A 19,757-nucleotide genomic window follows, 5' to 3' on the forward strand; every position below is an offset into this window, starting at 1 on the left:
TGCAGGGGGTGTTATTGTCGTCAAAACAAAAAACACACCGTGTCGTCTGAGGATACTTACATATAATGGCCGTCTTCCTATATGTATGTCGTTCGAAGGCCATGAAAATGCAATGGCCTCGTGTAAGTTTGATTGGGAAACCGTGCCGGACGGGCTGAATGTGCCCTGAAAGCCCCGGAGCCTGCCAAAGGTGCATGAATTCCCGCATGGGATGACCAGTGGCGATTCCGACAGATGGGTCCGCGGTGCGGACCAGGAGACCATTGTTCATGGACGCAATCGTAAAAAACTTTCCCCAGACGAACCGCGACTCGGATCGCCCCTCCCAGCAGGAGGCGGAGGAAGCCGTTCGCGTTCTGTTGCGCTGGGCCGGCGACGACCCGACGCGTGAAGGCCTGCTCGAAACGCCGGCCCGCGTCGTCAAATCGTACCGCGAGCTTTTTTCCGGTTACGACATGGCGGCGGAAGACGTGCTCGGCCGCACCTTCGAGGAGGTCGCCGGTTACGACGACATGGTCCTCGTCAAGGATATTCCGTTCTACTCGCATTGCGAACACCACATGGTGCCGATCATCGGCAAGGCCCACGTTGCCTACATGCCTGACGGGCGTGTGCTCGGCCTGTCGAAGATTGCCCGTGTCGTCGAGATCTATGGCCGTCGGTTGCAGACCCAGGAAACGATGACCGCCCAGATCGCCCGGGCAATCGACGATACGCTTAATCCGCGCGGTGTCGCAGTGCTGATCGAGGCCGAACATATGTGCATGGCGATGCGCGGCGTTCAGAAGCAGGGCTCGACCACGTTGACGACCACGTTTACGGGAACGTTCAAGACTGAGCCGGCCGATCAGGCCCGTTTCATGACCATGGTGCGGAGCCGCTGATACCGGCTCCCTCAGGAGGGCCGCGATGAGTCAACTGATCTTCAATCAACCATCCGAGGACAAGTCGGCGCTGGAAGACGCCGGCGATTTCACGCCGCGTTTCGACGACCGTGGCCTGATCACCGCGATCGTCACCGACGCCGGCGATGGCGAGCTGTTGATGGTGGCGCATATGAATGCCCAGGCGCTGGCGCTGACCATCCAGACCGGCACGGCGCATTATTTCAGCCGTTCGCGCGGCAAGCTCTGGAAGAAGGGCGAGACCTCGGGCAATCTCCAGACGGTCAAAGAAATCCGCACAGATTGCGATCAGGACGCTATCTGGCTGAAGGTCGAGGTCGCCGGCCACGACGCCACCTGTCACACCGGCCGCCGCTCCTGCTTCTACCGGACGATCACGCTTCGAGACGGAAAGCCGATGCTTGATATCGTCGACGACGAGCTTCATTTCGATCCGCAGGATGTCTACGGAAAATAGCCAGAATTTCCCGGCATTTGCTCCTTATTGCGCCAGAAACAGCTTCTATATACCATTTGGAAACTGATCGGGCACACTATCGGGAACCAAGTGTTCTGCTGGGAGGGGAGAGCGCCATGCTGAGCTGGAGTCTGCATCGTCAAAGCTCTGAAGGCGAGGGTTCCGGTTCCGATATGTCGACGACGCTCGAGATGCTCCCACCTCCGGCGCCTCAAAAGAAAATCAAGATCGCGCTGGCACTCGGCGGCGGCGCTGCCCGCGGCTGGGCCCATATCGGTGTGCTGCGCGCACTCGACGAGGCAAGGGTCGAGATCGGCATGATTGCCGGCACCTCGATCGGCGCGCTGGTCGGTGGCTGTTATCTCGCCGGCAAACTCGATGAACTCGAAAGCTTCGCGCGCTCGCTGACAATGCGCCGCATCGCAAGTCTCCTTGATCTCACCATCGGCGGCAGTGGCCTGTTCGGCGGCATGCGGCTGACCAAGCGCATGCAGGAACATCTCGAAGGCCTGAACGTCGAGGATCTCGATCGGCCGTTCGTTGCGGTCGCGGCCGAGGTCAATACCGGTCACGAGGTCTGGATCGCCAATGGTTCGCTGATTACGGCGCTGCGCGCCTCCTATGCCCTGCCTGGCATTTTCGAGCCGGTGCGCAGCAATCACCGCACGCTGGTCGACGGCGCACTGGTCAATCCCGTCCCCGTCTCCGTCTGCCGCGCCTACGAGCAGCCGCTCGTCGTCGCCGTCAATCTCAATTACGATCTCTACGGCCGCTCGGCCGTCGTCCGGCACAATGCCAGCCTGTCGGCCCAGGAAGTGCAGAAACAGGAAGAAGCGCCCTATGCGCGCCTCGGCATGACCGGCGTCATGGTGCAGGCCTTCAACATCATCCAGGACAGGATTGCCCGCGCCCGCCTTGCCGGCGACCCGCCTGATATTTCGCTGCAGCCGCGTCTCAGCTATATCGGCCTTTCCGAATTTCACCGGGCTGGCGAGGCGATCGAACGCGGCTACGAGGAAGCCAGAGCCAGGCTCCCCGAGATCAAGCGCATGCAGGAAGTCTACGCCAGCCACCCCTGATGCAGGCCGTCCACAAGCCTGCAGCGGTTTTGCGACAACGACATCGGTCGAGCATGGCCGGCGAAAACCTCAGCCGGCGATATAGGCCTTGATTTCCTCCGCCTCACGCTCGACTTCGGCGATGCGCGATTTCACCACGTCGCCAATCGAAATGATGCCGGCAAGCTTGCCGTTGCTTTCCACCGGCACGTGACGGAAACGGCGGCTGGTCATCAGCTCCATAAGCTCGTTGACGGTCGTCTCCTCATGGCAGCGGTAGACCTTCGCGGTCATGACCTTGGCCAGCGCCTGGTCCAAGCCGTCCTTGCCGTGTTTGGCGATCGCATGCACGAGATCGCGCTCGGTGAACATGCCTGAAATCCGGTTCTCCATGCCGACGACGACGATGGCGCCGATCTTCTTCTTGCTGAGGATGGCGGCCGCCTCGGCGACGGTGGTGTTCGGCCCGGCGGTGACGACGTCCCTGCCCTTCAGGTCGAGGATTGCTTTGACTGAACTGGTCATTCGAACCTCCTATGTCCGTGAAACACTTGTCACAGGCATCCGCGGCGGTTTCTCCCCCCATCGCGGATATAGGTCGATCGTGCACTGCCCGGCTCAGGATTGCAACATATCCTTCTCCATTCCGGCGGGTTCCATCACAGGCGGGCGCGGCGCCCGATCGAACAGCGAAAACAGCAGGAAGCCGAAGACGAAGCCGCCGATATGTGCGTCCCAGGCAATCGGCTGGTCGCTATCGCCGACGAGAGGGATGCCGACGGCGATCAGCGCATTGCCGACCAGCCAGAGCAGCATGAAGATGATGACGGTGCGGCTCTTCAGCGCCTCGACGATGGAAAGCCGGGGATTGAGATGCGCCGGTGCCATCGGCCGTCGTTCGGCCGGAAAGGCGAATCGGCAGGCGGCGCCCATCAGCCCGGAGATGACGCCCGACGCGCCAATCAGCAGCGACACGTCCCCCCAGTTCAGGACCGCGTGCAGGGCGGCTGATGCAATGGCGGAAAAGACCCAGAAGAGCACGAAGCGTAGCGTCCCGATGCGGCGCACGACCGGCGCGCCGAAGGCCATCAGCCAGAAAGCGTTGAAGAGGATATGCTGGACGCTGCCGTGCAGCAGCGAATAGGTGACCGGCGTCCAGAACAGCTCCGGTCCCTGCTGCGACAGCGGAATCACATAACGGGCGGGAACGAAGCCGAAGGTGAAGAACAGCCAGTTCAGCGCATCGTCGGACAGCAGGAGCTCCTGCACCGCATAGATGATACCAAGCAGGCAAAGGCTGAAGAGCAGTGCTGGTGGAAGGTTAAAGACCGGTTCGCGCGGTGGCCGTGCCGGCGGCTGGACCTCGGGAGGTTCTGGCGCCTTATGCGGCTCGGCCGTCTGCTCATTCATCTGTGTTTTGCCTCGTTGAGGCCACAGCCATACAGGAGCGCCTGTCAAAAAAAAAGCCGCCCGAAGTGCCGGGCGGCGGACCGGGAGCTCAAGGAAAGACCTTGGGCCCGGGCAGGTTGTGCTGAACTTCGAAAGTCGAAGCGATGCGGGACAGTGTCACGACAGGCACTGCATCTCAACCGAAACCATCTCTTAACCTTAACCGCCGTGATTTGGCATGAAATCCGCAAGGTAGAGTCTGTACGGGCAATGACTGCCCGAAAATGCTCCGGAATGAGACAGGTTGGTGTGAAATGCGTGTGCAAACGACCATCGAAATTTTTGACTACTGGAACCGTATCCGCGGCGCTGCCGATGCGCCGCTGAAATCACAGGTCGAACCCTCCGCCGTCCCCCACCTCCTCCAGAGTCTGTTCATTCTTGAGAAGCGCGACGGCGGAGACATCGGTTTCCGGCTGGCCGGCACCCGCATCTGCGATCTCTTCGGGCGTGATCTGCGCAGTGAACGTTTTTCGTCTCTCTGGGCAAATGGCCAGCACACGGACATCGAACGCACCGCGATGGGCGTCATGGACCATGCCATGCCGGCCCTGTTCAATGCCACCGGCTATAGCACCGTCGGTCATCAGGCCTCCTTCGAGATTATCATGATGCCGCTGCGTTCGCCGGACGGCGCCTGCGACCGGCTGCTCGGCGCGATCGCGCCGACAGCGGCCGCGAGCTGGCTGGAGATCGTACCGCTCGAATTCCTGGCGCTCGACCGCAGCCGCCTGCTGCCCGGAAAGTTCGCCAATGCAGCACCGGCCGAGCTGCGACCGATCAACAAGATCGTCGCTGGCAAAAGCATCCATTTCGGCCAGGTCATGCGCCGCATGGTTTCGCAGCTGCTGAGCGTGGAGGCGCGCTGAGGGTCCCATTTCAGGACACCGGATATACTCGTTTTCCGTTATGTCGGGAGGGGGCGAAACAACCTTCTGTTAATGGATTGCAGGTAAAGATCGGTCTCTGCGATTTTCATGAAGAAGCCCTTTGATGCACTCGTTCCAGCCAGCTCAGACGCAACGACCTGCGCCGCGCCCTGAACAGGGCGTTTTCCAGCGCGTGCCCATCAATATGCAGGGCCGGCTGATGCTTGCGAACTACGAGGAATTCGAATGCATGGTGATCGACATGTCGCCTGGCGACATGTACGTCACCTGCCCCGGCCGGCCGCGCGCCAACGAACGCGTCGTCGCCTATATCGACCATCTCGGCCGCGTCGAAGGTTATGTCCAGACCATCGATGGCCGCGGCTTCACCATGTCGATCAACGCCACCGACCGGAAACGCGAGAAGCTTGCGGCCCAGCTCACCTGGCTTGCCAACAAGCATGAACTCGGCCTGCCGGAAGATCGGCGCCACGACCGCCTGACCCCACGTGACACGAAGACCGAGCTGACGCTCGAGGACGGCACGCGTTATTTCTGCCGGATCATGGATCTTTCACTGTCAGGCGCTGCCGTCGACGTCGAAATGCGCCCTTCGATCGGAACGGCGGTGCGGCTCGGCAACATGCGCGGTCGCGTCGTACGCCACTTCGTCGAAGGTGTGGCAATCGAATTCCTGTCGATCCAGTCCCGCGAGACGCTGCGCGAATTCCTTTAAAAGCTGCGGAAGATGGCGCTGCCTTTCCGGGGGTTCCGCGGCGGGGCGCAATTTTCGACGGACGTTCATCGAACGCGATTGCCAGGTCCGGCGCACACTCGGTCAGGTCGTGTTGAAAGGCCTGCACGTCACGGCAAGAGATTTGCAAGCGGCAACGAATCTGGCTTTGGAAAGCAGGCGCGAAATCCTGTCGCAAGTCGTTCCACCCAGTCGGCAGATAATATTATGAGTGGAACAAGCTGCGACACCGATCTGCACTCGGTGAGGTTGCCCAAAATGTGCAGTGATTTTGCGTTCGAAAATGCCTCGCCCTCGCTCGTCATTCGTTCGTCACGGATATGACGGATAAGGCCCGGCTCGATCGCAGGTGGCCCATGTCAGCTCTCTATCCCGAAATCGAAACCTATGATCACGGCCTTGATACGGGCGACGGCAATCTGATCTATTGGGAGGCCTGCGGCAATCCGACGGGCCGCCCGGCACTGGTGCTGCACGGCGGCCCTGGCTCCGGCTGTTCGACCATGGCGAGGTGCTATTTCGATCCCGATGCCTATCGAATCATTCTGTTCGATCAGCGCAATTGCGGCCGCAGCCTGCCGAGCGCTGCCGATCCGCAAACCGATCTCTCCCTCAACACCACCTGGCATCTCGTTGCCGATATCGAACGGCTGCGCGCCGGTCTCGGCATCGACACCTGGCTCCTTTTCGGCAATTCCTGGGGTTCGACGCTGGCGCTCGCCTATGCCGAAACCCATCCGGAGCGGGTCGCGGCAATGGTCATCGCAGGCGTGACCACCACCCAGCTCTCGGAAATCGACTGGCTCTATCGGGGCATGGCGCCGCTCTTTCCGGAAGAATGGCACCGTTTCCGCCAGGCGGCTGCCCCAGCGATTCAGGGAGGAGACGAGGACATGGTGGCCGCCTATCATCGTCTCCTCAACGATCCGGACCCGGAAACGCGCCTCAAGGCGGCGCGCGACTGGCATGATTGGGAGGCGGCCTCGATTCTGCTCGCCGATCCCCAAGGCCTACCGCGCCGCTGGGCCGACCCCACCTATTTACTGACGCGCGCCCGCATCATCACCCACTACTTCAGCAACGGCGCGTGGCTGGAGGACGCCCAACTTTTGAAGAATGCCACGCGGCTCACCGGCATTCCCGGCATCCTGCTGCAGGGAAGGTTCGACATCGAGGCGCCGCTTGTCACTGCCTGGGAACTCGCCCGCGCCTGGCCGCAAAGCGAGCTCAGCATCCTTCCGCATGCTGCCCATTCCACCGGAAATCCCGATATGAGCGCGGCGATCGTCGCCGCCACCGATCGATTTCGCGATTTTCCTCAAAAATAATTTTCCCGTCGGAATCGGCGATCTGAGCGACATTCTGCTTTTGAACCGGTCGAATCGGTCGATTCCGGCGGCGTCGACGGTCGACCGCACGTCGCCGGCCGGCCGCCGGAAGTTATCCGGCTCAACGAAAATCCTTAACATGAGGACGGCAACGCAACCTTTTCGCGGGCGAAAGCCTTGTTGCGTGCATTACAATTTTAATCGAATTCGAGACAAATCCGCATCGAATTTTACTCGCATTCAAGTTTGTTTTTAGCCAAGCTTTATTGGTATTTGAATCAACTAAGCCTTTAATTCTATTGCGTAATTTTCCGTGAGATAAAAACGTCTGTGCCATTGTCACCTCAACTTACGGGGAGACGGCAATGACAACTGCGAATATCCTGAAAGGCGGCCTTCTGGCTGGTGCCATCATGATGGCCATGGCGGGTTCGGGACAGGCGATGCCCGCCAGCATGGCCCTGGCAGGCAACGCCAGCCCGCCGATCGGCCATTACGAATTCTGCAAGGCGAATCCGACGGAATGCGTCGAAGTTGGCGGCGATGCCGGACCGGCCATCCTCACCGAGGATCGCTGGAAGGAAATTCTCAAGGTCAACTACACCGTCAACTCGACGATCCAGCCGATGACGGACGAGCAGATCTACGGTGTCGAGGAGCACTGGGCGTATCCGCGCACCGTCGGCGATTGCGAGGATTACGCCCTGCTGAAGCGCAAGATGCTGATCGACGACGGTTTCTCGCCGTCCGACACGCTGATCACCGTCGTGCTGCAGCCGAATGGCGAAGGCCATGCCGTACTGACTGTTCGCACCGATCACGGCGACTTCATCCTCGACAACATGCGCAACAAGGTGCTGCTGTGGTCGGATACCGAATACACCTATTTGAAGCGCCAGTCCGCCGACGATCCGGCCCGCTGGTCGAAGCTTCAGGACGGCCGCGCTGTCGCGGTCGGTAGCGTCAAGTAAGAACAGCCTGCCGGCCAGAGCATGATGCCGAAAAGTGTGAGCGGTTTTCGGACGACATCATGCTCAAGAACAGGATTCAGATTTTTCGGCCGAGCGGCCTAAAATCATCCTGTTCTAGCCGGCTGCAGCCTGCGGCCCGGTCAGTCCCCGCATCCCGTCCCCGACCGGTGCCCAAGAGCCGTTCCCGCTGTCCCGGGAACGGCTCGCCCTCTTTTAAAGCCTTACCTCACCAGTATCTTAGCGAATTGTTAACCTTGCCGGCTCGATCATGGCGGTGAGATTCATCATCGGCACCGGCGGCTCATGTTCTTCCTGCGGCGGACCGAAACGCGAAGAACCGCCATGAGCCATGCCGCGCACAGCGCACCCGACGAGCAGCCGCTTTTTTCCATGGGATTTCTCCTCCGCACGATGGCGGCGATCGCTGTTCTGGCGGTCCTGACAGTTGTCATCAGCATCGGCGGCCGTTGGTTCGGCCGCCACATCTCGCTTGCCGGCAACACCGACAGCACGGTTGAAATCATGCTGGCCATCGGCCGTGACACCGTGAAATTCCCCGAGAACGCCATCCGCTTTCCGAGCCAGAGGCATGAAGGCGCCGCCGAACGCGTCGATCTCTACCTCGCCTGGCCTGAGATGCAGGGTTACGGCAAGGAAAACCACCTTCGATTCGACGATGTCGCCCAATCCTCCGGGCTGATCTTCCTGCAGGTTACCCAGAGCACCATGTCGCGCGACATGTCCGGACGGCTGGAACCGATCTATTCGCATCTGCTCGAAGGACCGGCCGAGCCCTTCCGCAACGGCCTGACGCTGCATCGCCTTCGCGCCGATGCGGGTTATGGCGACGAGGTACTGCTGACGGCGCCCGTCGAGGGCGGGCCGGATTACGTCGTGCGCTGCATTTTGCCTTCAGCCCCGGACAAGGCGGCGAGCGGAGATTGTCAACGCGATATCAAGGTCGGCAGGGATCTCAGCGTTCTCTACCGCTTTTCGAGCAGCCATCTCGACGACTGGGAACATATTGATGCCGCTATCCGCACCTTTGTGGAAACGCGTCTTGTGAACCGTTCTGCGACAACACCCAAAAATGCTCCCCAGACAGCGAAATAAACGATTCATCATAAACGGATTGGTAACGCCCAGCCGGTAATTTTAGAAGACGAGCTGTGCGGCGGGAGGTGTGCGGTTCCTGCCAAAATCTGAAATGCCAAATATCTGAAATGCAAGAGAAGAGTGGAATAGTGTCAAGGTCAGCCTCCTCCGTATCATCGTCCCGATCCGGCAATTTTCTGGCAAAGCTGCTGGCGATCCTTTCGGTGGCCGTCACGATCGTCCTGGTCGATTCGGTAAATGCCGACGCAGAAGCGGCGAATTCGAAATATGCAGGCATCGTCGTCGACGCCAAGACCGGCAACGTTCTCTACAGCGAGAATGCCGACCGGCTGCAATACCCCGCCTCCCTGACCAAGATGATGACCATCTACATGACCTTCGAGGCATTGGAGCAGGGCCGCATCCGCCTCGATACGCCCGTCCCCTTCTCCGCTCATGCGGCAGCCCAGGCGCCGACCAAGCTCGGCGTCCGCGCCGGCGGCACGATCACCGTCGAGCAGGGCATTCTCGGTCTCGTTACCCTGTCGGCCAATGATGCCGCAACCGCGCTCGGCGAAATGCTGGGCGGCGGCAGCGAGGATCGTTTTGCCCAGCTGATGACCGCCAAGGCGCATGCGCTTGGCATGACGCGCACCACCTATCGCAACGCCAACGGCCTGCCGAATACGGCGCAGATGACGACGGCGCGCGATCAGGCTCGCCTCGGCATCGCCCTTCGCCAGCATTTCCCGCAATATTACGGCTATTTCTCCACCCGCGCCTTCAAGTTCGGCAGCCGCACGATCCGCAGCCACAACCGCCTGGTCGGTTCGGTGCGCGGCGTCGACGGCATCAAGACCGGTTACACGCGCGCTGCCGGTTTCAATCTGGTGAGCTCGGTGCAGGTCGACGGCAAGTCGATCGTCGGCGTCGTGCTCGGCGGCGCCTCGACGCCCGCCCGCGATGCCCAGATGCGCAATCTGATCGCCACCTATCTGCCGAAGGCATCGAGCCGCGGCGGGTCGTCGGCGCTGATTGCCCAGGCAGCCCCCGCCCCGGCGATGATCGAGACACCCGCTCCGGTCCAGCCGCAGAAGGTCCAGCAGAGAGCTCAGCCGCAAATGGCCCAACAGCAGGTCGCAAAGACGATCACCGCAGCGCAGCCGCCGATTTCGGCCGCAGCCGCCGATCTCAGCCTGCCGCACAAAGGCCCGCTGCCGGATGCGCGTTATCAGGTCGCCGAGACCGAGGTTGCCTATGCCGAGACCGCTCAGTCGAAATCCGACAATCCACTGGTAGCCCAGCCGATGCCGGCGCCGACCAAAGTCAAGACCATGACCTTCAAGCAGCAGGCATCGGTCGCCGTGCCGACGCCGGCGCCCGCCTATATGCCGCCGGAACAGGGCGATACCTCGGTCGATGATGTCACCACCGCCTCGACCACTCCCACTTCTCCCACTTCTCCCACTTCGACTGGCGCCGTTTCAACCAGCGATGGTCCCAGCGGCTGGGTCGTGCAGGTCGGCGTCTCGCCGAACCGGCAGATGGCCATGGATCTCCTGGAGAGCGCCAAGAGCAAGGGCGGCAGAGCGCTGGCCTCGGCGAAGCCCTTCGCGGTCGCCTACGCCGCTGGTGGTGATCAGCTTTACCGCGCCCGCTTTGGCGGCTTCGACGATCAGCGCGATGCCGTCAACGCCTGCAAGGCCTTGAAGAAGGCCGGCATCAAGTGCTGGGCGGCTGCCCAATGAGCTATTCGATGCTGCCTGCAAGATGGCCGGCAGCATTGGTGACGGCCGGAATCGGTGTTTGCGTTTCCGGCCACCATTCTTGAACTCGATCAGTATTGCGTACGGGGAAAACAATGGCGATTAATGAGAACTTTCCAGGAATGCCTTCAGACCGCCGCATGACGGCCAAGGGGCGCTCATCTCTGCATCCGCTGCACGAGGCGGCTTTGCGCCTCGCCGAGATTGGCCTGCAGCGACCGAAGGCCAAGTCCCCGAAGACCCGGGATCTCATCAATCTGCTGCTGTGCCATGGTGCGCGCGCCTGGCGCTATTCCCAACCCGAAGCCCGCATCCATCTGCATGTGACATCCCCCGATGGCAGCGCGCCGGTGCAACTGCGCCTGCGCTGAACTGCGGAGTGCCGCGTGCCCGAATGGGCACGCCGTCAGCTTCAATCCACGCATAAACCTTTCCGGAAGTCGGCTTCGATTTTCGGGGACTAGAGCAGACCAAGGTCCGTGAGTTCGCGGCGAAGATCAGCGGGCATTTCGGCAATGCCGGCGCCAAGGCTTGTCAGGTCGCGCGGCACGTCGTCCTCAGTGTAATAGCGCCATCCCTGGAAGGGACGCTTCGGCTGCACGGCCGTCTCGATGACCTCCGGGCCGAGTATTAGGCGGCAGCGCGAGATGCCCTCGCCGTCCGTGAAGGTCTCGATGCCGAGCAGCTTCTGCCTGGCCTGCACCTGCCCCTTGATCACCCAGTAGAGCGAGCCGCCGTCAAGCAGTTCCTCCATGCGTTTCGGCGCCATGCGCGTCGTATGCACCGAATGCGGCTCGAGGCCGGCGGCAATGGCGCGCAGCGAGCGTTCCGCCACCCATTCGCGCAGATCGTCGATCGAGTCGGCGCCGACGCAGAGTTTGATGAGATGCAATGCCATGCCGCCGTTGAAATCCTTTTGGCAGCGACCGTCAAGCACCTCCAGCATAATTTCATTCTTAGACCGGAATCGATCTAAGGATGAAATTATGCAGCAGTTCAAAGTGTTACAAGCGTCCTTTGCGCGTCTGAAAGGACGCATGGTGCTGTAACGTCAGGCGTCCACAAACTCAGCATTCAACGACGTTGACCGCAAGACCTCCGGTCGAGGTCTCCTTGTATTTCTCGCTCATGTCGTGGCCGGTCTGGCGCATCGTCTCGATACAGGCATCGAGCGGCACGAAATGCTGGCCGTCGCCCTTGACGGCAAGTGATGCCGCGGTGACCGCCTTGACCGCGCCGAGCGCGTTGCGCTCGATGCAGGGAACCTGCACCAGGCCCGCGACTGGATCGCAGGTCATGCCGAGATGATGTTCGAGCGCAATCTCGGCAGCGTTTTCGATCTGCTCCGGCGTGCCCCCCATGACGGCGGCAAGGCCCGCGGCGGCCATCGCCGCAGCCGAGCCGACCTCGCCCTGGCAGCCGACCTCGGCGCCCGAGATTGAGGCATTGTGTTTGATGATGCCGCCGATGGCAGCAGCCGTCAGCAGGTAGTCGCGGATGCCGTTCTGGTCCCAGTCCTCGTGGAAATGCTCATAGTAGCGGATCGTCGCCGGAATGACACCGGCCGCTCCGTTGGTCGGCGCCGTGACGACGCGCCCGCCGGCTGCATTCTCCTCGTTGACGGCCATCGCATAGACGCTCAGCCAATCGTTGGCGAGCAGCGGGTTGACGCGGTTGCTGCGCCACTCCTCTTCCAGCTTGTCGTGAATCCTGCGGGCGCGGCGCTTGACGTTCAGGCCGCCGGGCATGATGCCCTCGACTTTGAGGCCGCGCTCGATGCAGGACCGCATCGCCTCCCAGATGCGATCGAGCCCCTGATCGAGCTCCTCGCGTGAGCGCTGGCTCTCCTCGTTCGCCCGCTTCATCTGCGCGATCGACAGCCCGGAGCGCTCCGCCATTTCGAGCATCTGCTTGGCGGTGGAGAAGGGATAGGGTACGCGCGTGCCGCCGGCCGCGTTCTTCTTCGCCCGCATCTGTTCCAGTTCGGTGTCGGTGACGACGAAGCCGCCGCCGACCGAATAATAGACGCGCTTGACGAGCAGCCGGCCGTCCCTGTCATAGGCGGAAAAAACCATGCCGTTTGCATGGCCGGGCAATGGCTGTTTCTTGTCGAAGACCAAATCGGTTTTCGGCTGGAACTGATAGGCGGGATGCCCATCCGGCGTGATGCGGCCGGTGCGCTCCACCGTGTCGACGATGCCGTCCATCCGGTCGGGATCGACGCTGTCGGGCGCCTCGCCCATCAACCCGAGAATGACAGCCCTGCCCGTGCCGTGGCCGATGCCGGTATGGGCGAGCGAGCCGTGCAGGCTGACTTTGATGGCTGTGACCTGTGCGCCCGATGACGGGCGCGGCCATTCGTTCGACAGGATCAGCTCCAGGAACCGGTTGGCGGCCGACATCGGACCCATCGTGTGTGAACTCGACGGCCCGACACCGATCTTGAAGACATCGAATACCGAGAGAAACATGGGTGCGCCTTCTGTATATGAGGATGCAAGCTTAAGCGAGGTCGGTTTCGAATCCGTGCAGCACACCGACATCGCATGGAGCCGGTGCGACATTCCGGCTGCCCACTGGAGCGCCGCGTGTCCCATAAGACGCGCTGGCACTTTGAGTGTGCGCATAATCCCTTCCGAAAATCGAATCCGATTTTCGGGGTCATGCGTTAAGCCAAGCGGTCCGCCTTACCAATGATTGCTGCATTCAATCAAGCCTAGGCGGAGGAAGAACTGGTTGCCTTATCTTGACAGTCTGCACCGACTCCCAATGTCCTGCTGACGTCGATGCTAGAACCTTGCAGATTGGGAGATTGGACACATGGCGCTCAAACGGATGGACAACGTAGGAATCGTCGTCGAAGACCTCGGAGTGACGATTGATTTCTTTCGCGAGCTCGGCCTCGAGCTCGAAGGGCGGGCCACGATCGAAGGAGAATGGGCCGGACGTGTCACTGGACTGGGCAATCAGCATGTCGAGATTGCCATGATGCGCACACCGGATGGCCATAGCCGGCTCGAGCTCTCCCGCTTCCTCACGCCGCCCGTCGTCGCAGATCACCGCAACGCCCCGGTCAACGCGCTCGGCTACCTCCGCGTCATGTTCACGGTTGATGACATCAATGAGACGCTTGACAGGCTGCGTAAGCGCGGCGCGCAGCTCGAAGGCGAAGTCGTGGACTATCAAGACACGTATCGGCTCTGCTACATCCGCGGGCCTGAAGGGCTTCTCATCGGACTGGCCCAAGAACTCTGAGCGCAATACGAAGTCAATGACGACGAACGGCAACTGCGCTATGCGCGAAGCTTTTCGTTACGATCATCTTGAATGACCGTGCCGTCGGCTCCATCCGGTGGGGTGGACGTCGTCGAGATCTGTCGTTGATCGACCATGGTTGACGTTGCCCCGTTCAGCAGGCGTTTTTCGATCTCCTGCAGGTCGAGGATCGCGCGGTTCATTTGGCCAACTGGAGTTTCGCGCCAAACCAGACGCGAGCGATTATCCTGCCATAGCTGGATCAGCCACCGTCGGCCTGGAACCTCGATCGTCTCGTGGATGAACCATGCCCCGACTGCCGCAACGAAAAGCGTCACCATGATGAGCGCCGGTTCCGGCATCAATGCATCAAAAGTCAGACGCGCCAGGAACATGATGGGGACATGGAAAAGGTAAAGTGAAAAGCTGATCTTTCCGAAAAACCGTACCGGCCCAGCTGCCAGGACACGGGCTGCGATGGGAGGCTGTCGAGCGACGAGCCCGACAATGACGGCCGCGGCCACCGCACTTTGCAGGCTCCAAAATACCGGGGAAAAGCCGGGCAAGATATGCCGGTAAGTGAAAAACACCGCCAGAGCGAAGAGCGTTAAAATGCCTGTAAGGGCAGATGGAAACCAGCTGTTCCAGTAGGAATGCATCATTCCGGCAAGTGCGCCGAACAGAAAGTAAGGGAGCTTGGAGACGAGCAGGATTCCCGGGCCTGGCAATTCGACCAGGCCATCCACGACGACGGCCACGGTCAGGCCCACAATTATGCCGCTATAGCGGTGCGGCTGGGCCAAGCAAAGCCACAGGACAGGAAAGAACAGATAGAACTGGATCTCGGGTGGTATCGACCAGAAAACACCACTCGAGCCGAGAAGAAAGATATGACGTACAAAGTCCGTGCCGCTAACGATCGGCTGAATAAAATCCAGATTTTGCATGCTCGACAGCATCGCCACGAGAATGACGGCCGCCAGGTAAACCGGATAGATGCGGGCAAAGCGGCTCACCAGAAAATCCAGCACGTTTTCTCTCGTGACCGGCCGTGAGCCATAGAGATGGGCCATCAGGAAGCCGCTGAGCGCAAAAAACAAACCGACGGCTTCGTCGCCCATCGTCACGAGATGCGGAGCTGTGATCGGAAAGATAAGGCCAATATGGGCTCCAACGACCAGAAGCGCAGCGACACCGCGCAGGCCATCGAGACTCGGGATGTAATCCGGCCGACTCATGGGTCACTTTTGAATTCGGAGTTCAGGTTCAGTCCTGAACAATTGGCCATCACGACTTTACAAGCGGTTAACACGGCGCCCTGCTCGCGCACCTCTAGACTGGTGTGGCGCTAGCATGCATCGTCAAGACGGCAAATTGCTTTGGAAAACGGAACCACTCTCCATGACAGCCACCAACCGCATCGCCCTCTCCAGCGACCACGCCGCCATTCAACTCCGGCAGGCCATTGCCGGTCATATCGCGGCGCAAGGCTGGATAGCGGTCGACATCGGACCGACAACGCCGGAGAGCACACACTATCCTCACCACGGCCAAGCGGCGGCGCGTCTCGTCGCCTCCGGCGATTGCCGGTTTGGCATCATCCTATGCGGCACCGGCCAGGGCATCATGATGGCGGCGAACAAGGTAAAGGGCATCCGTTGCGGCGTCTGCGCAGACACATTCTCCGCCCGTATGATCCGCCAGCACAACGATGCCAACATGCTTTCGATTGGCGTGCGCGTCGTGGGCGAAGGGCTGGCGCTCGATATCGTCGATGCATTCCTGACCGCTCGCTTCGAGGGCGGCCGGCATGCGACGCGGGTGGGGATGATTGAGGCGGGGTAGCGCCGTCCTTTTCTCCTTCTTTGGGTTCCATCCCTAATCCCCAGGCTGACGGATCACCGCATTGCTCCATTTAGGCCCAGAAGATGCCGGTCGGCTATCCGCCAAGCCTTGTCGTTTCCCGACGGCTCGATTATGCCGAACTGCCGCATGGCCAAACTCGCGTAAAGCCGCCGAACTCGGCCATGCAGCATAATCCGACTTGCGGCATAGTGGTCGCGTTCATGCGGAGACCGAATCACTGATGACGACGGCGGATTATATCGCTCTGACTTTCTTTGCCTTTGTCTGGATGGGCTATTCCTGGCTGCTGCACGGCCGCACCTTCTTCGGACGCACCAGCCTGACCCATGCGATGACCGAACGGCGCCGGGAGTGGATCTACAATTCGCTGCGCCGCGACCTGAAGATGATCGACACGCAAATCATGGCCGGCCTGCAGAACGGCACCGCCTTCTTTGCCTCGACGTCGATCTTCGCGATCGGCAGCTGCTTTGCTTTGCTCGGAGCGACGGAGAAGGTCGATGCCGTCTTCGCCGACCTGCCCTTCGTCTTCCATGGCGGCCATGCCGTCTTCGAGATGAAGGTCGGTGGGCTGGCAGCGCTTTTCGGCTACGCCTTCTTCAAATTCGGCTGGTCCTATCGGCTGTTCAACTACTGCACCATTCTTTTCGGCTCGATCCCGATGATGCGCGACAGCGAGCGCGACGTCATCGCCGCCGAGCGGGCGGCCGAACGCGTCATCCGCATGAACGTCATTGCCGGCAGCAATTTCAACGAGGGGCTCAGGGCGATCTTCCTGTCGATCGGCTATCTCGGCTGGTTCATCAACCCCTATGTCTTCATGATGACGACGGCGATCGTCATCTTCGTGCTGACACGCCGGCAATTTTTCTCGCAGGCGCGACTGGCGATCATGGATGCCGGTCCGCCATCAAATCTCCACCTTTCTGCTATTGGCCGCGATAGTCCGTCGAGCGGCGGAAATGATTTGCCCGAGGGACTTTGATGATATTGCCGGCAACGAAAGCCGATGCGGCGGTAAAACCGCCGCGCATCGGTCTATTGGATACGGCGCGCGGCGTCGCGCTGATCGCCATGGCGAGCTACCATTTCAGCTGGGACATGGAGTTCATGGGCTATCTCGCGCCGGGCACGGCCGAAACCGGCTGGCTGAAGATTTATGCCCGGGCGATCGCCACGACCTTTCTCTTCATCGTCGGCATCAGCCTGGTGCTATCGAGCACGCCCGGGATTCGCTGGCCCTCCTACTGGAAGCGCTTCGGCATGATCGCCGCGGCAGCCGCGCTCATCTCGATCGCCACGCGCATCGCGATGCCGAACGAGTGGATCTATTTCGGCATCCTGCACTGTATCGCGGTGCTCACGCTCATCGGCGTCGTTTTTTTGAGGCTGCCGCTCGCCTTCACGCTCATCGCCACGCTCGCGCTCTTTGCCGCCTGGATCACCGATAATTTCGGGCCACCCGGCCTGCTTCGCTCATCCGTCTTCGATCCCAGATATCTCGCCTGGATCGGCCTTGCCGTGACGCCGGAACGCTCTAACGACTACGTCCCGCTGTTTCCCTGGGCCGTGCCCTTCTTCGCTGGATTGAGTATTGCCTCGATCGCCATCAAAACCGGGCTGCCGCAGCGGCTTGCCGCCATTGGCACCGGTTCCTGGTGGCCGGCAAGGCTCGGCCGCCACAGCCTTGCTTTCTATCTCATCCATCAGCCGGTGTTGATCGGCATCGCCTACGGGCTTTCCCTCGTCGTCCCGCCGCAGGCGCCGGATCCGCTCGCGACTTACCTAAGGCAATGCAACGCCTCTTGCGTCATGCAGCAAGGCGAAGCGCTTTGCCGTGGCTTCTGCCAGTGCACGCTGGACAAATTGCAGGCTCAAGCCCTGTTCACGCCGCTGCAGGCGGGAGAGATCGATATTCGGAACGACGAGCGGGTCCAGACGATCGCCGCCGAATGCAGCGTCGAGGCACAATAGAGGTTGGCAGCCCGGTAGCCGCTTTTCAGGTGGTGACGCCGATTTCGGCGAGGCGGCCGAGGCAGGTCTCTTCGATAGCGTCAAGTTCCGCCAGCGTGTCGTCGATATCCTTGCGCTTCTGGCGCAGGTCGTCGCGCTTCTCGTCGACGCGCTTCATGAGGAGTTTCAGCTGGCCGAGTTCGCCCGGCGGCTCCTTGTAGACCTGGATGATCTCGCGGATTTCGGCGATGGTGAAACCGATGCGCCGGCCGCGCAGGATTTCCCCGATGAGGCGCCGGTCGGCTTGCCGGAACAGACGCGTGCGCCCGCGCCGCTCCGGATGGATCAGTCCCTCGTCCTCATAGAAGCGGAGCGTGCGCGTCGAGACCCCGAATTCGCGCGTCAGCTCCGTTATGCTATAATATTTGTTCACCGGCATGTGTTCCCCGTCGTCGGACAGACGATAATATTGACTTTTACGTAATAGTCAATTTTTGGCCGTTCAGATGCCGAACCACCAGGTGGCGATGCCGAGAAAGGCGAAGAAGCCGGTACAGTCCGTCACCGTCGTGACGAAGACCGACGAGGCGATCGCCGGGTCGGCGCCCATCTTGTCGAGCAGTAGCGGCAGAAGGATGCCGGCAAGAGCGGCTGCCATCAGGTTGATGACCATCGCCGCCGCAATCACCCCGCCGAGCTGGTAGTCGTGGAACCAGGTCCCGGCGATCGCGCCCATGATCGTCGCGAAGACGATGCCGTTCAGGATGCCGACGCCCGCCTCCCTGCGGATGATGCGGCCGGCATTGTAGATGTCGAGATCGCGGGTCGCGAGCGCGCGCACCGTCACCGTCATCGTCTGCGTGCCGGCATTGCCGCCCATCGAGGCGACGATCGGCATCAGCACGGCAAGCGCGATCATCTTCTCGATCGAGCCGTCAAACAGCCCGATGACGCTGGCCGACAGCATCGCCGTGCCGAGATTGATCAAAAGCCACAGGAAGCGCGAACGCACCGTCGAGAGCACATTGTCCGACAGCTCTTCGTCGCCGACGCCGCCGAGGCGCTTGATGTCCTCGTCCGCCTCCTCGTGGATGACGTCGACGACGTCGTCGATGGTCAACACGCCGACCAGCCGGCCGTTCTCATCGACGACGGCGGCCGAGAGAAGGTCGTACTGCTCGAAGAGCTGAGCCGCCTCCTCCTGGTCCATCTCGGCCGGAACCGGATGGTTCGTCTCGCGCATGATCTGCTCGATCTTCGTCTGCCGCTTGGTGCGCAGGATCTGATCGAGATCGACGGCGCCGAGCAGCTTGAAGGTCGGGTCGATGACGAAGATCTGCGAGAAGGAATAGGGCAGATCCTCCTCGTCGCGCATGTAGTCGATCGTCTGTCCCACAGTCCAGAATGGCGGCACGGCGACGAATTCCGTCTGCATGCGGCGCCCGGCCGAGCTTTCGGGATAGTCGAGCGCCCGGCGCAGCCGCACCCGCTCGGTGAACGGCAGCTGGGCGAGGATCTCTTCCCGGTCCTCCTTGTCGAGGTCTTCGAGAATATAGACGGCGTCGTCCGAATCGAGCTCGCCGATCGCGGCGGCGATCTGGTCGTTCGGCATCTGGTCGACGATCTCGCGGCGGATCGCCTCGTCGACTTCGGTCAGCGCCGTCATGTCGAAATCGTCGCCGAGCAGGCGCACCAGCGCCAGGCGCTGATCCGGCTGGATCGCCTCCAGCAGGTCGCCTATTTCGGATTCATGCAGCCGGGCAACGTTCTGGCGCAGGAACAGCGTGTCGCGGTCGGCGATTGCGGCGCCGACAAGCGCCAGGAAATCGCCGCGGACATTGCCGTCCTCGTCGTAGATATCGGCTTCTTCGTCATCAGGACGCCTGCGAATGCGGTCTTCCCCATCGGTCGTCGTCATCTGCCGCCCTCGCATCTGGTTCGAATTTCAACGGCTGCCGCGCCGCATTCGCAAATGTTGGCCGAAAACACATTATCAACAAGCGGATAAGCGAATCCCGCAAGGCTCCCGCA

21 protein-coding genes are annotated in these 19,757 nt (G+C 61.0%); 14 read left to right on the forward strand and 7 right to left on the reverse strand.

Annotated elements, in window-relative coordinates; genetic code table 11:
• The first annotated feature begins 269 nt into the window (after positions 1 to 269).
• The 3 genes from folE to ACIPSK_RS15580 all read left to right on the forward strand — a co-directional run bounded on the left by folE (position 270) and on the right by ACIPSK_RS15580 (position 2,441).
• Complete coding sequence (gene folE / locus ACIPSK_RS15570; protein ID WP_017960561.1) at positions 270 to 884, forward strand: GTP cyclohydrolase I FolE; 615 nt, start codon at positions 270 to 272, stop codon at positions 882 to 884.
• Between the two features lie 25 nt (positions 885 to 909).
• Positions 910 to 1,362, forward strand: a complete 453-nt coding sequence (gene hisI, locus ACIPSK_RS15575) for a phosphoribosyl-AMP cyclohydrolase (protein WP_017964406.1) — start codon at positions 910 to 912, stop codon at positions 1,360 to 1,362.
• A 116-nt stretch (positions 1,363 to 1,478) separates the two neighbouring features.
• Positions 1,479 to 2,441 carry a patatin-like phospholipase family protein gene (locus ACIPSK_RS15580; protein WP_017964407.1) on the forward strand — a complete coding sequence of 321 codons (963 nt, stop codon included), beginning with the start codon at positions 1,479 to 1,481 and terminating at the stop codon, positions 2,439 to 2,441.
• A gap of 69 nt (positions 2,442 to 2,510) precedes the next feature.
• On the opposite strand, the gene ACIPSK_RS15585 is transcribed toward ACIPSK_RS15580, so the two are convergent.
• The gene (locus ACIPSK_RS15585) at positions 2,511 to 2,945 is read right to left on the reverse strand and encodes a CBS domain-containing protein (RefSeq protein WP_017964408.1); all 435 of its coding nucleotides are present in this window, start codon (positions 2,943 to 2,945) and stop codon (positions 2,511 to 2,513) included.
• A gap of 93 nt (positions 2,946 to 3,038) precedes the next feature.
• Positions 3,039 to 3,830, reverse strand: a complete 792-nt coding sequence (locus ACIPSK_RS15590; protein ID WP_162117111.1) for a rhomboid family intramembrane serine protease — start codon at positions 3,828 to 3,830, stop codon at positions 3,039 to 3,041.
• Between the two features lie 263 nt (positions 3,831 to 4,093).
• Here ACIPSK_RS15590 and ACIPSK_RS15595 point away from each other — a divergent pair, with 263 nt between their 5' ends.
• The 7 genes from ACIPSK_RS15595 (at position 4,094) to ACIPSK_RS15625 (ending at position 11,023) form a co-directional block, all read left to right on the forward strand.
• Entirely contained in the window at positions 4,094 to 4,738 is a 645-nt protein-coding gene (locus ACIPSK_RS15595; RefSeq protein ID WP_170255840.1) for a PAS domain-containing protein, read from the forward strand.
• Positions 4,739 to 4,862: 124 nt separating this feature from the next.
• A complete protein-coding gene (locus ACIPSK_RS15600; RefSeq protein WP_017964411.1) occupies positions 4,863 to 5,474 on the forward strand; it encodes a PilZ domain-containing protein in 612 nt (203 codons plus the stop codon).
• 374 nt (positions 5,475 to 5,848) lie between these two features.
• The gene (gene pip, locus ACIPSK_RS15605; protein ID WP_446532945.1) at positions 5,849 to 6,820 is read left to right on the forward strand and encodes a prolyl aminopeptidase; all 972 of its coding nucleotides are present in this window, start codon (positions 5,849 to 5,851) and stop codon (positions 6,818 to 6,820) included.
• 365 nt (positions 6,821 to 7,185) lie between these two features.
• A complete protein-coding gene (locus ACIPSK_RS15610; RefSeq protein ID WP_017964412.1) occupies positions 7,186 to 7,791 on the forward strand; it encodes a transglutaminase-like cysteine peptidase in 606 nt (201 codons plus the stop codon).
• A gap of 303 nt (positions 7,792 to 8,094) precedes the next feature.
• The gene (locus tag ACIPSK_RS15615) at positions 8,095 to 8,904 is read left to right on the forward strand and encodes a hypothetical protein (protein ID WP_162117108.1); all 810 of its coding nucleotides are present in this window, start codon (positions 8,095 to 8,097) and stop codon (positions 8,902 to 8,904) included.
• Between the two features lie 110 nt (positions 8,905 to 9,014).
• A complete protein-coding gene (locus ACIPSK_RS15620; protein ID WP_162117107.1) occupies positions 9,015 to 10,634 on the forward strand; it encodes a D-alanyl-D-alanine carboxypeptidase in 1,620 nt (539 codons plus the stop codon).
• A 113-nt stretch (positions 10,635 to 10,747) separates the two neighbouring features.
• Complete coding sequence (locus tag ACIPSK_RS15625; RefSeq protein ID WP_162117106.1) at positions 10,748 to 11,023, forward strand: hypothetical protein; 276 nt, start codon at positions 10,748 to 10,750, stop codon at positions 11,021 to 11,023.
• Positions 11,024 to 11,112: 89 nt separating this feature from the next.
• Here ACIPSK_RS15625 and ACIPSK_RS15630 read toward each other — a convergent pair whose 3' ends face one another.
• Both ACIPSK_RS15630 and ACIPSK_RS15635 read right to left on the reverse strand, forming a co-directional pair.
• Complete coding sequence (locus tag ACIPSK_RS15630) at positions 11,113 to 11,550, reverse strand: DUF1489 family protein (protein ID WP_162117172.1); 438 nt, start codon at positions 11,548 to 11,550, stop codon at positions 11,113 to 11,115.
• Between the two features lie 169 nt (positions 11,551 to 11,719).
• A complete protein-coding gene (locus ACIPSK_RS15635; protein ID WP_162117105.1) occupies positions 11,720 to 13,123 on the reverse strand; it encodes an L-serine ammonia-lyase in 1,404 nt (467 codons plus the stop codon).
• 349 nt (positions 13,124 to 13,472) lie between these two features.
• Here ACIPSK_RS15635 and ACIPSK_RS15640 point away from each other — a divergent pair, with 349 nt between their 5' ends.
• Complete coding sequence (locus ACIPSK_RS15640; RefSeq protein ID WP_162117104.1) at positions 13,473 to 13,907, forward strand: VOC family protein; 435 nt, start codon at positions 13,473 to 13,475, stop codon at positions 13,905 to 13,907.
• 38 nt (positions 13,908 to 13,945) lie between these two features.
• Here ACIPSK_RS15640 and ACIPSK_RS15645 read toward each other — a convergent pair whose 3' ends face one another.
• Entirely contained in the window at positions 13,946 to 15,145 is a 1,200-nt protein-coding gene (locus ACIPSK_RS15645) for an acyltransferase family protein (protein ID WP_162117103.1), read from the reverse strand.
• Positions 15,146 to 15,308: 163 nt separating this feature from the next.
• Between ACIPSK_RS15645 and rpiB the strand changes: the two genes are divergently transcribed.
• The 3 genes from rpiB to ACIPSK_RS15660 all read left to right on the forward strand — a co-directional run bounded on the left by rpiB (position 15,309) and on the right by ACIPSK_RS15660 (position 17,747).
• The gene (rpiB, locus tag ACIPSK_RS15650) at positions 15,309 to 15,752 is read left to right on the forward strand and encodes a ribose 5-phosphate isomerase B (RefSeq protein WP_162117102.1); all 444 of its coding nucleotides are present in this window, start codon (positions 15,309 to 15,311) and stop codon (positions 15,750 to 15,752) included.
• 241 nt (positions 15,753 to 15,993) lie between these two features.
• Positions 15,994 to 16,758 carry a DUF599 domain-containing protein gene (locus ACIPSK_RS15655; RefSeq protein ID WP_017964420.1) on the forward strand — a complete coding sequence of 255 codons (765 nt, stop codon included), beginning with the start codon at positions 15,994 to 15,996 and terminating at the stop codon, positions 16,756 to 16,758.
• Positions 16,758 to 17,747 (forward strand): heparan-alpha-glucosaminide N-acetyltransferase, encoded by a 990-nt coding sequence (locus ACIPSK_RS15660; RefSeq protein WP_162117101.1) that lies wholly within the window; start codon positions 16,758 to 16,760, stop codon positions 17,745 to 17,747. Before ACIPSK_RS15655 ends, ACIPSK_RS15660 begins: the two co-directional genes overlap by 1 nt.
• A 25-nt stretch (positions 17,748 to 17,772) precedes the next feature.
• Here the strand turns inward: ACIPSK_RS15660 and ACIPSK_RS15665 are convergent, their stop codons facing one another.
• Both ACIPSK_RS15665 and mgtE read right to left on the reverse strand, forming a co-directional pair.
• Positions 17,773 to 18,165 carry a MerR family transcriptional regulator gene (locus tag ACIPSK_RS15665; RefSeq protein WP_011652104.1) on the reverse strand — a complete coding sequence of 131 codons (393 nt, stop codon included), beginning with the start codon at positions 18,163 to 18,165 and terminating at the stop codon, positions 17,773 to 17,775.
• A gap of 63 nt (positions 18,166 to 18,228) precedes the next feature.
• The gene (gene mgtE, locus ACIPSK_RS15670; RefSeq protein ID WP_017964422.1) at positions 18,229 to 19,644 is read right to left on the reverse strand and encodes a magnesium transporter; all 1,416 of its coding nucleotides are present in this window, start codon (positions 19,642 to 19,644) and stop codon (positions 18,229 to 18,231) included.
• Positions 19,645 to 19,757: the final 113 nt, after the last annotated feature.

The organism is Rhizobium sp. LARHSG275, assembly GCF_052871115.1.

Excerpts from the sequence above, each read along its gene's own strand:
- rpiB (WP_162117102.1), top strand. The coding sequence starts at position 15,309 with ATGACAGCCACCAACCGCATCGCCCTCTCCAGCGACCACGCCGCCATT.
- ACIPSK_RS15610 (WP_017964412.1), top strand. The coding sequence starts at position 7,186 with ATGACAACTGCGAATATCCTGAAAGGCGGCCTTCTGGCTGGTGCCATC.
- hisI (WP_017964406.1), top strand. The coding sequence starts at position 910 with ATGAGTCAACTGATCTTCAATCAACCATCCGAGGACAAGTCGGCGCTG.
- ACIPSK_RS15590 (WP_162117111.1), bottom strand. The coding sequence starts at position 3,830 with ATGAATGAGCAGACGGCCGAGCCGCATAAGGCGCCAGAACCTCCCGAG.
- ACIPSK_RS15600 (WP_017964411.1), top strand. The coding sequence starts at position 4,863 with ATGCACTCGTTCCAGCCAGCTCAGACGCAACGACCTGCGCCGCGCCCT.
- ACIPSK_RS15615 (WP_162117108.1), top strand. The coding sequence starts at position 8,095 with ATGTTCTTCCTGCGGCGGACCGAAACGCGAAGAACCGCCATGAGCCAT.
- ACIPSK_RS15635 (WP_162117105.1), bottom strand. The coding sequence starts at position 13,123 with ATGTTTCTCTCGGTATTCGATGTCTTCAAGATCGGTGTCGGGCCGTCG.
- ACIPSK_RS15580 (WP_017964407.1), top strand. The coding sequence starts at position 1,479 with ATGCTGAGCTGGAGTCTGCATCGTCAAAGCTCTGAAGGCGAGGGTTCC.
- ACIPSK_RS15655 (WP_017964420.1), top strand. The coding sequence starts at position 15,994 with ATGACGACGGCGGATTATATCGCTCTGACTTTCTTTGCCTTTGTCTGG.
- ACIPSK_RS15585 (WP_017964408.1), bottom strand. The coding sequence starts at position 2,945 with ATGACCAGTTCAGTCAAAGCAATCCTCGACCTGAAGGGCAGGGACGTC.
- ACIPSK_RS15640 (WP_162117104.1), top strand. The coding sequence starts at position 13,473 with ATGGCGCTCAAACGGATGGACAACGTAGGAATCGTCGTCGAAGACCTC.
- folE (WP_017960561.1), top strand. The coding sequence starts at position 270 with ATGGACGCAATCGTAAAAAACTTTCCCCAGACGAACCGCGACTCGGAT.
- ACIPSK_RS15630 (WP_162117172.1), bottom strand. The coding sequence starts at position 11,550 with ATGGCATTGCATCTCATCAAACTCTGCGTCGGCGCCGACTCGATCGAC.
- ACIPSK_RS15660 (WP_162117101.1), top strand. The coding sequence starts at position 16,758 with ATGATATTGCCGGCAACGAAAGCCGATGCGGCGGTAAAACCGCCGCGC.
- mgtE (WP_017964422.1), bottom strand. The coding sequence starts at position 19,644 with ATGACGACGACCGATGGGGAAGACCGCATTCGCAGGCGTCCTGATGAC.
- ACIPSK_RS15625 (WP_162117106.1), top strand. The coding sequence starts at position 10,748 with ATGGCGATTAATGAGAACTTTCCAGGAATGCCTTCAGACCGCCGCATG.
- pip (WP_446532945.1), top strand. The coding sequence starts at position 5,849 with ATGTCAGCTCTCTATCCCGAAATCGAAACCTATGATCACGGCCTTGAT.
- ACIPSK_RS15595 (WP_170255840.1), top strand. The coding sequence starts at position 4,094 with ATGCTCCGGAATGAGACAGGTTGGTGTGAAATGCGTGTGCAAACGACC.
- ACIPSK_RS15645 (WP_162117103.1), bottom strand. The coding sequence starts at position 15,145 with ATGAGTCGGCCGGATTACATCCCGAGTCTCGATGGCCTGCGCGGTGTC.
- ACIPSK_RS15665 (WP_011652104.1), bottom strand. The coding sequence starts at position 18,165 with ATGCCGGTGAACAAATATTATAGCATAACGGAGCTGACGCGCGAATTC.
- ACIPSK_RS15620 (WP_162117107.1), top strand. The coding sequence starts at position 9,015 with ATGCAAGAGAAGAGTGGAATAGTGTCAAGGTCAGCCTCCTCCGTATCA.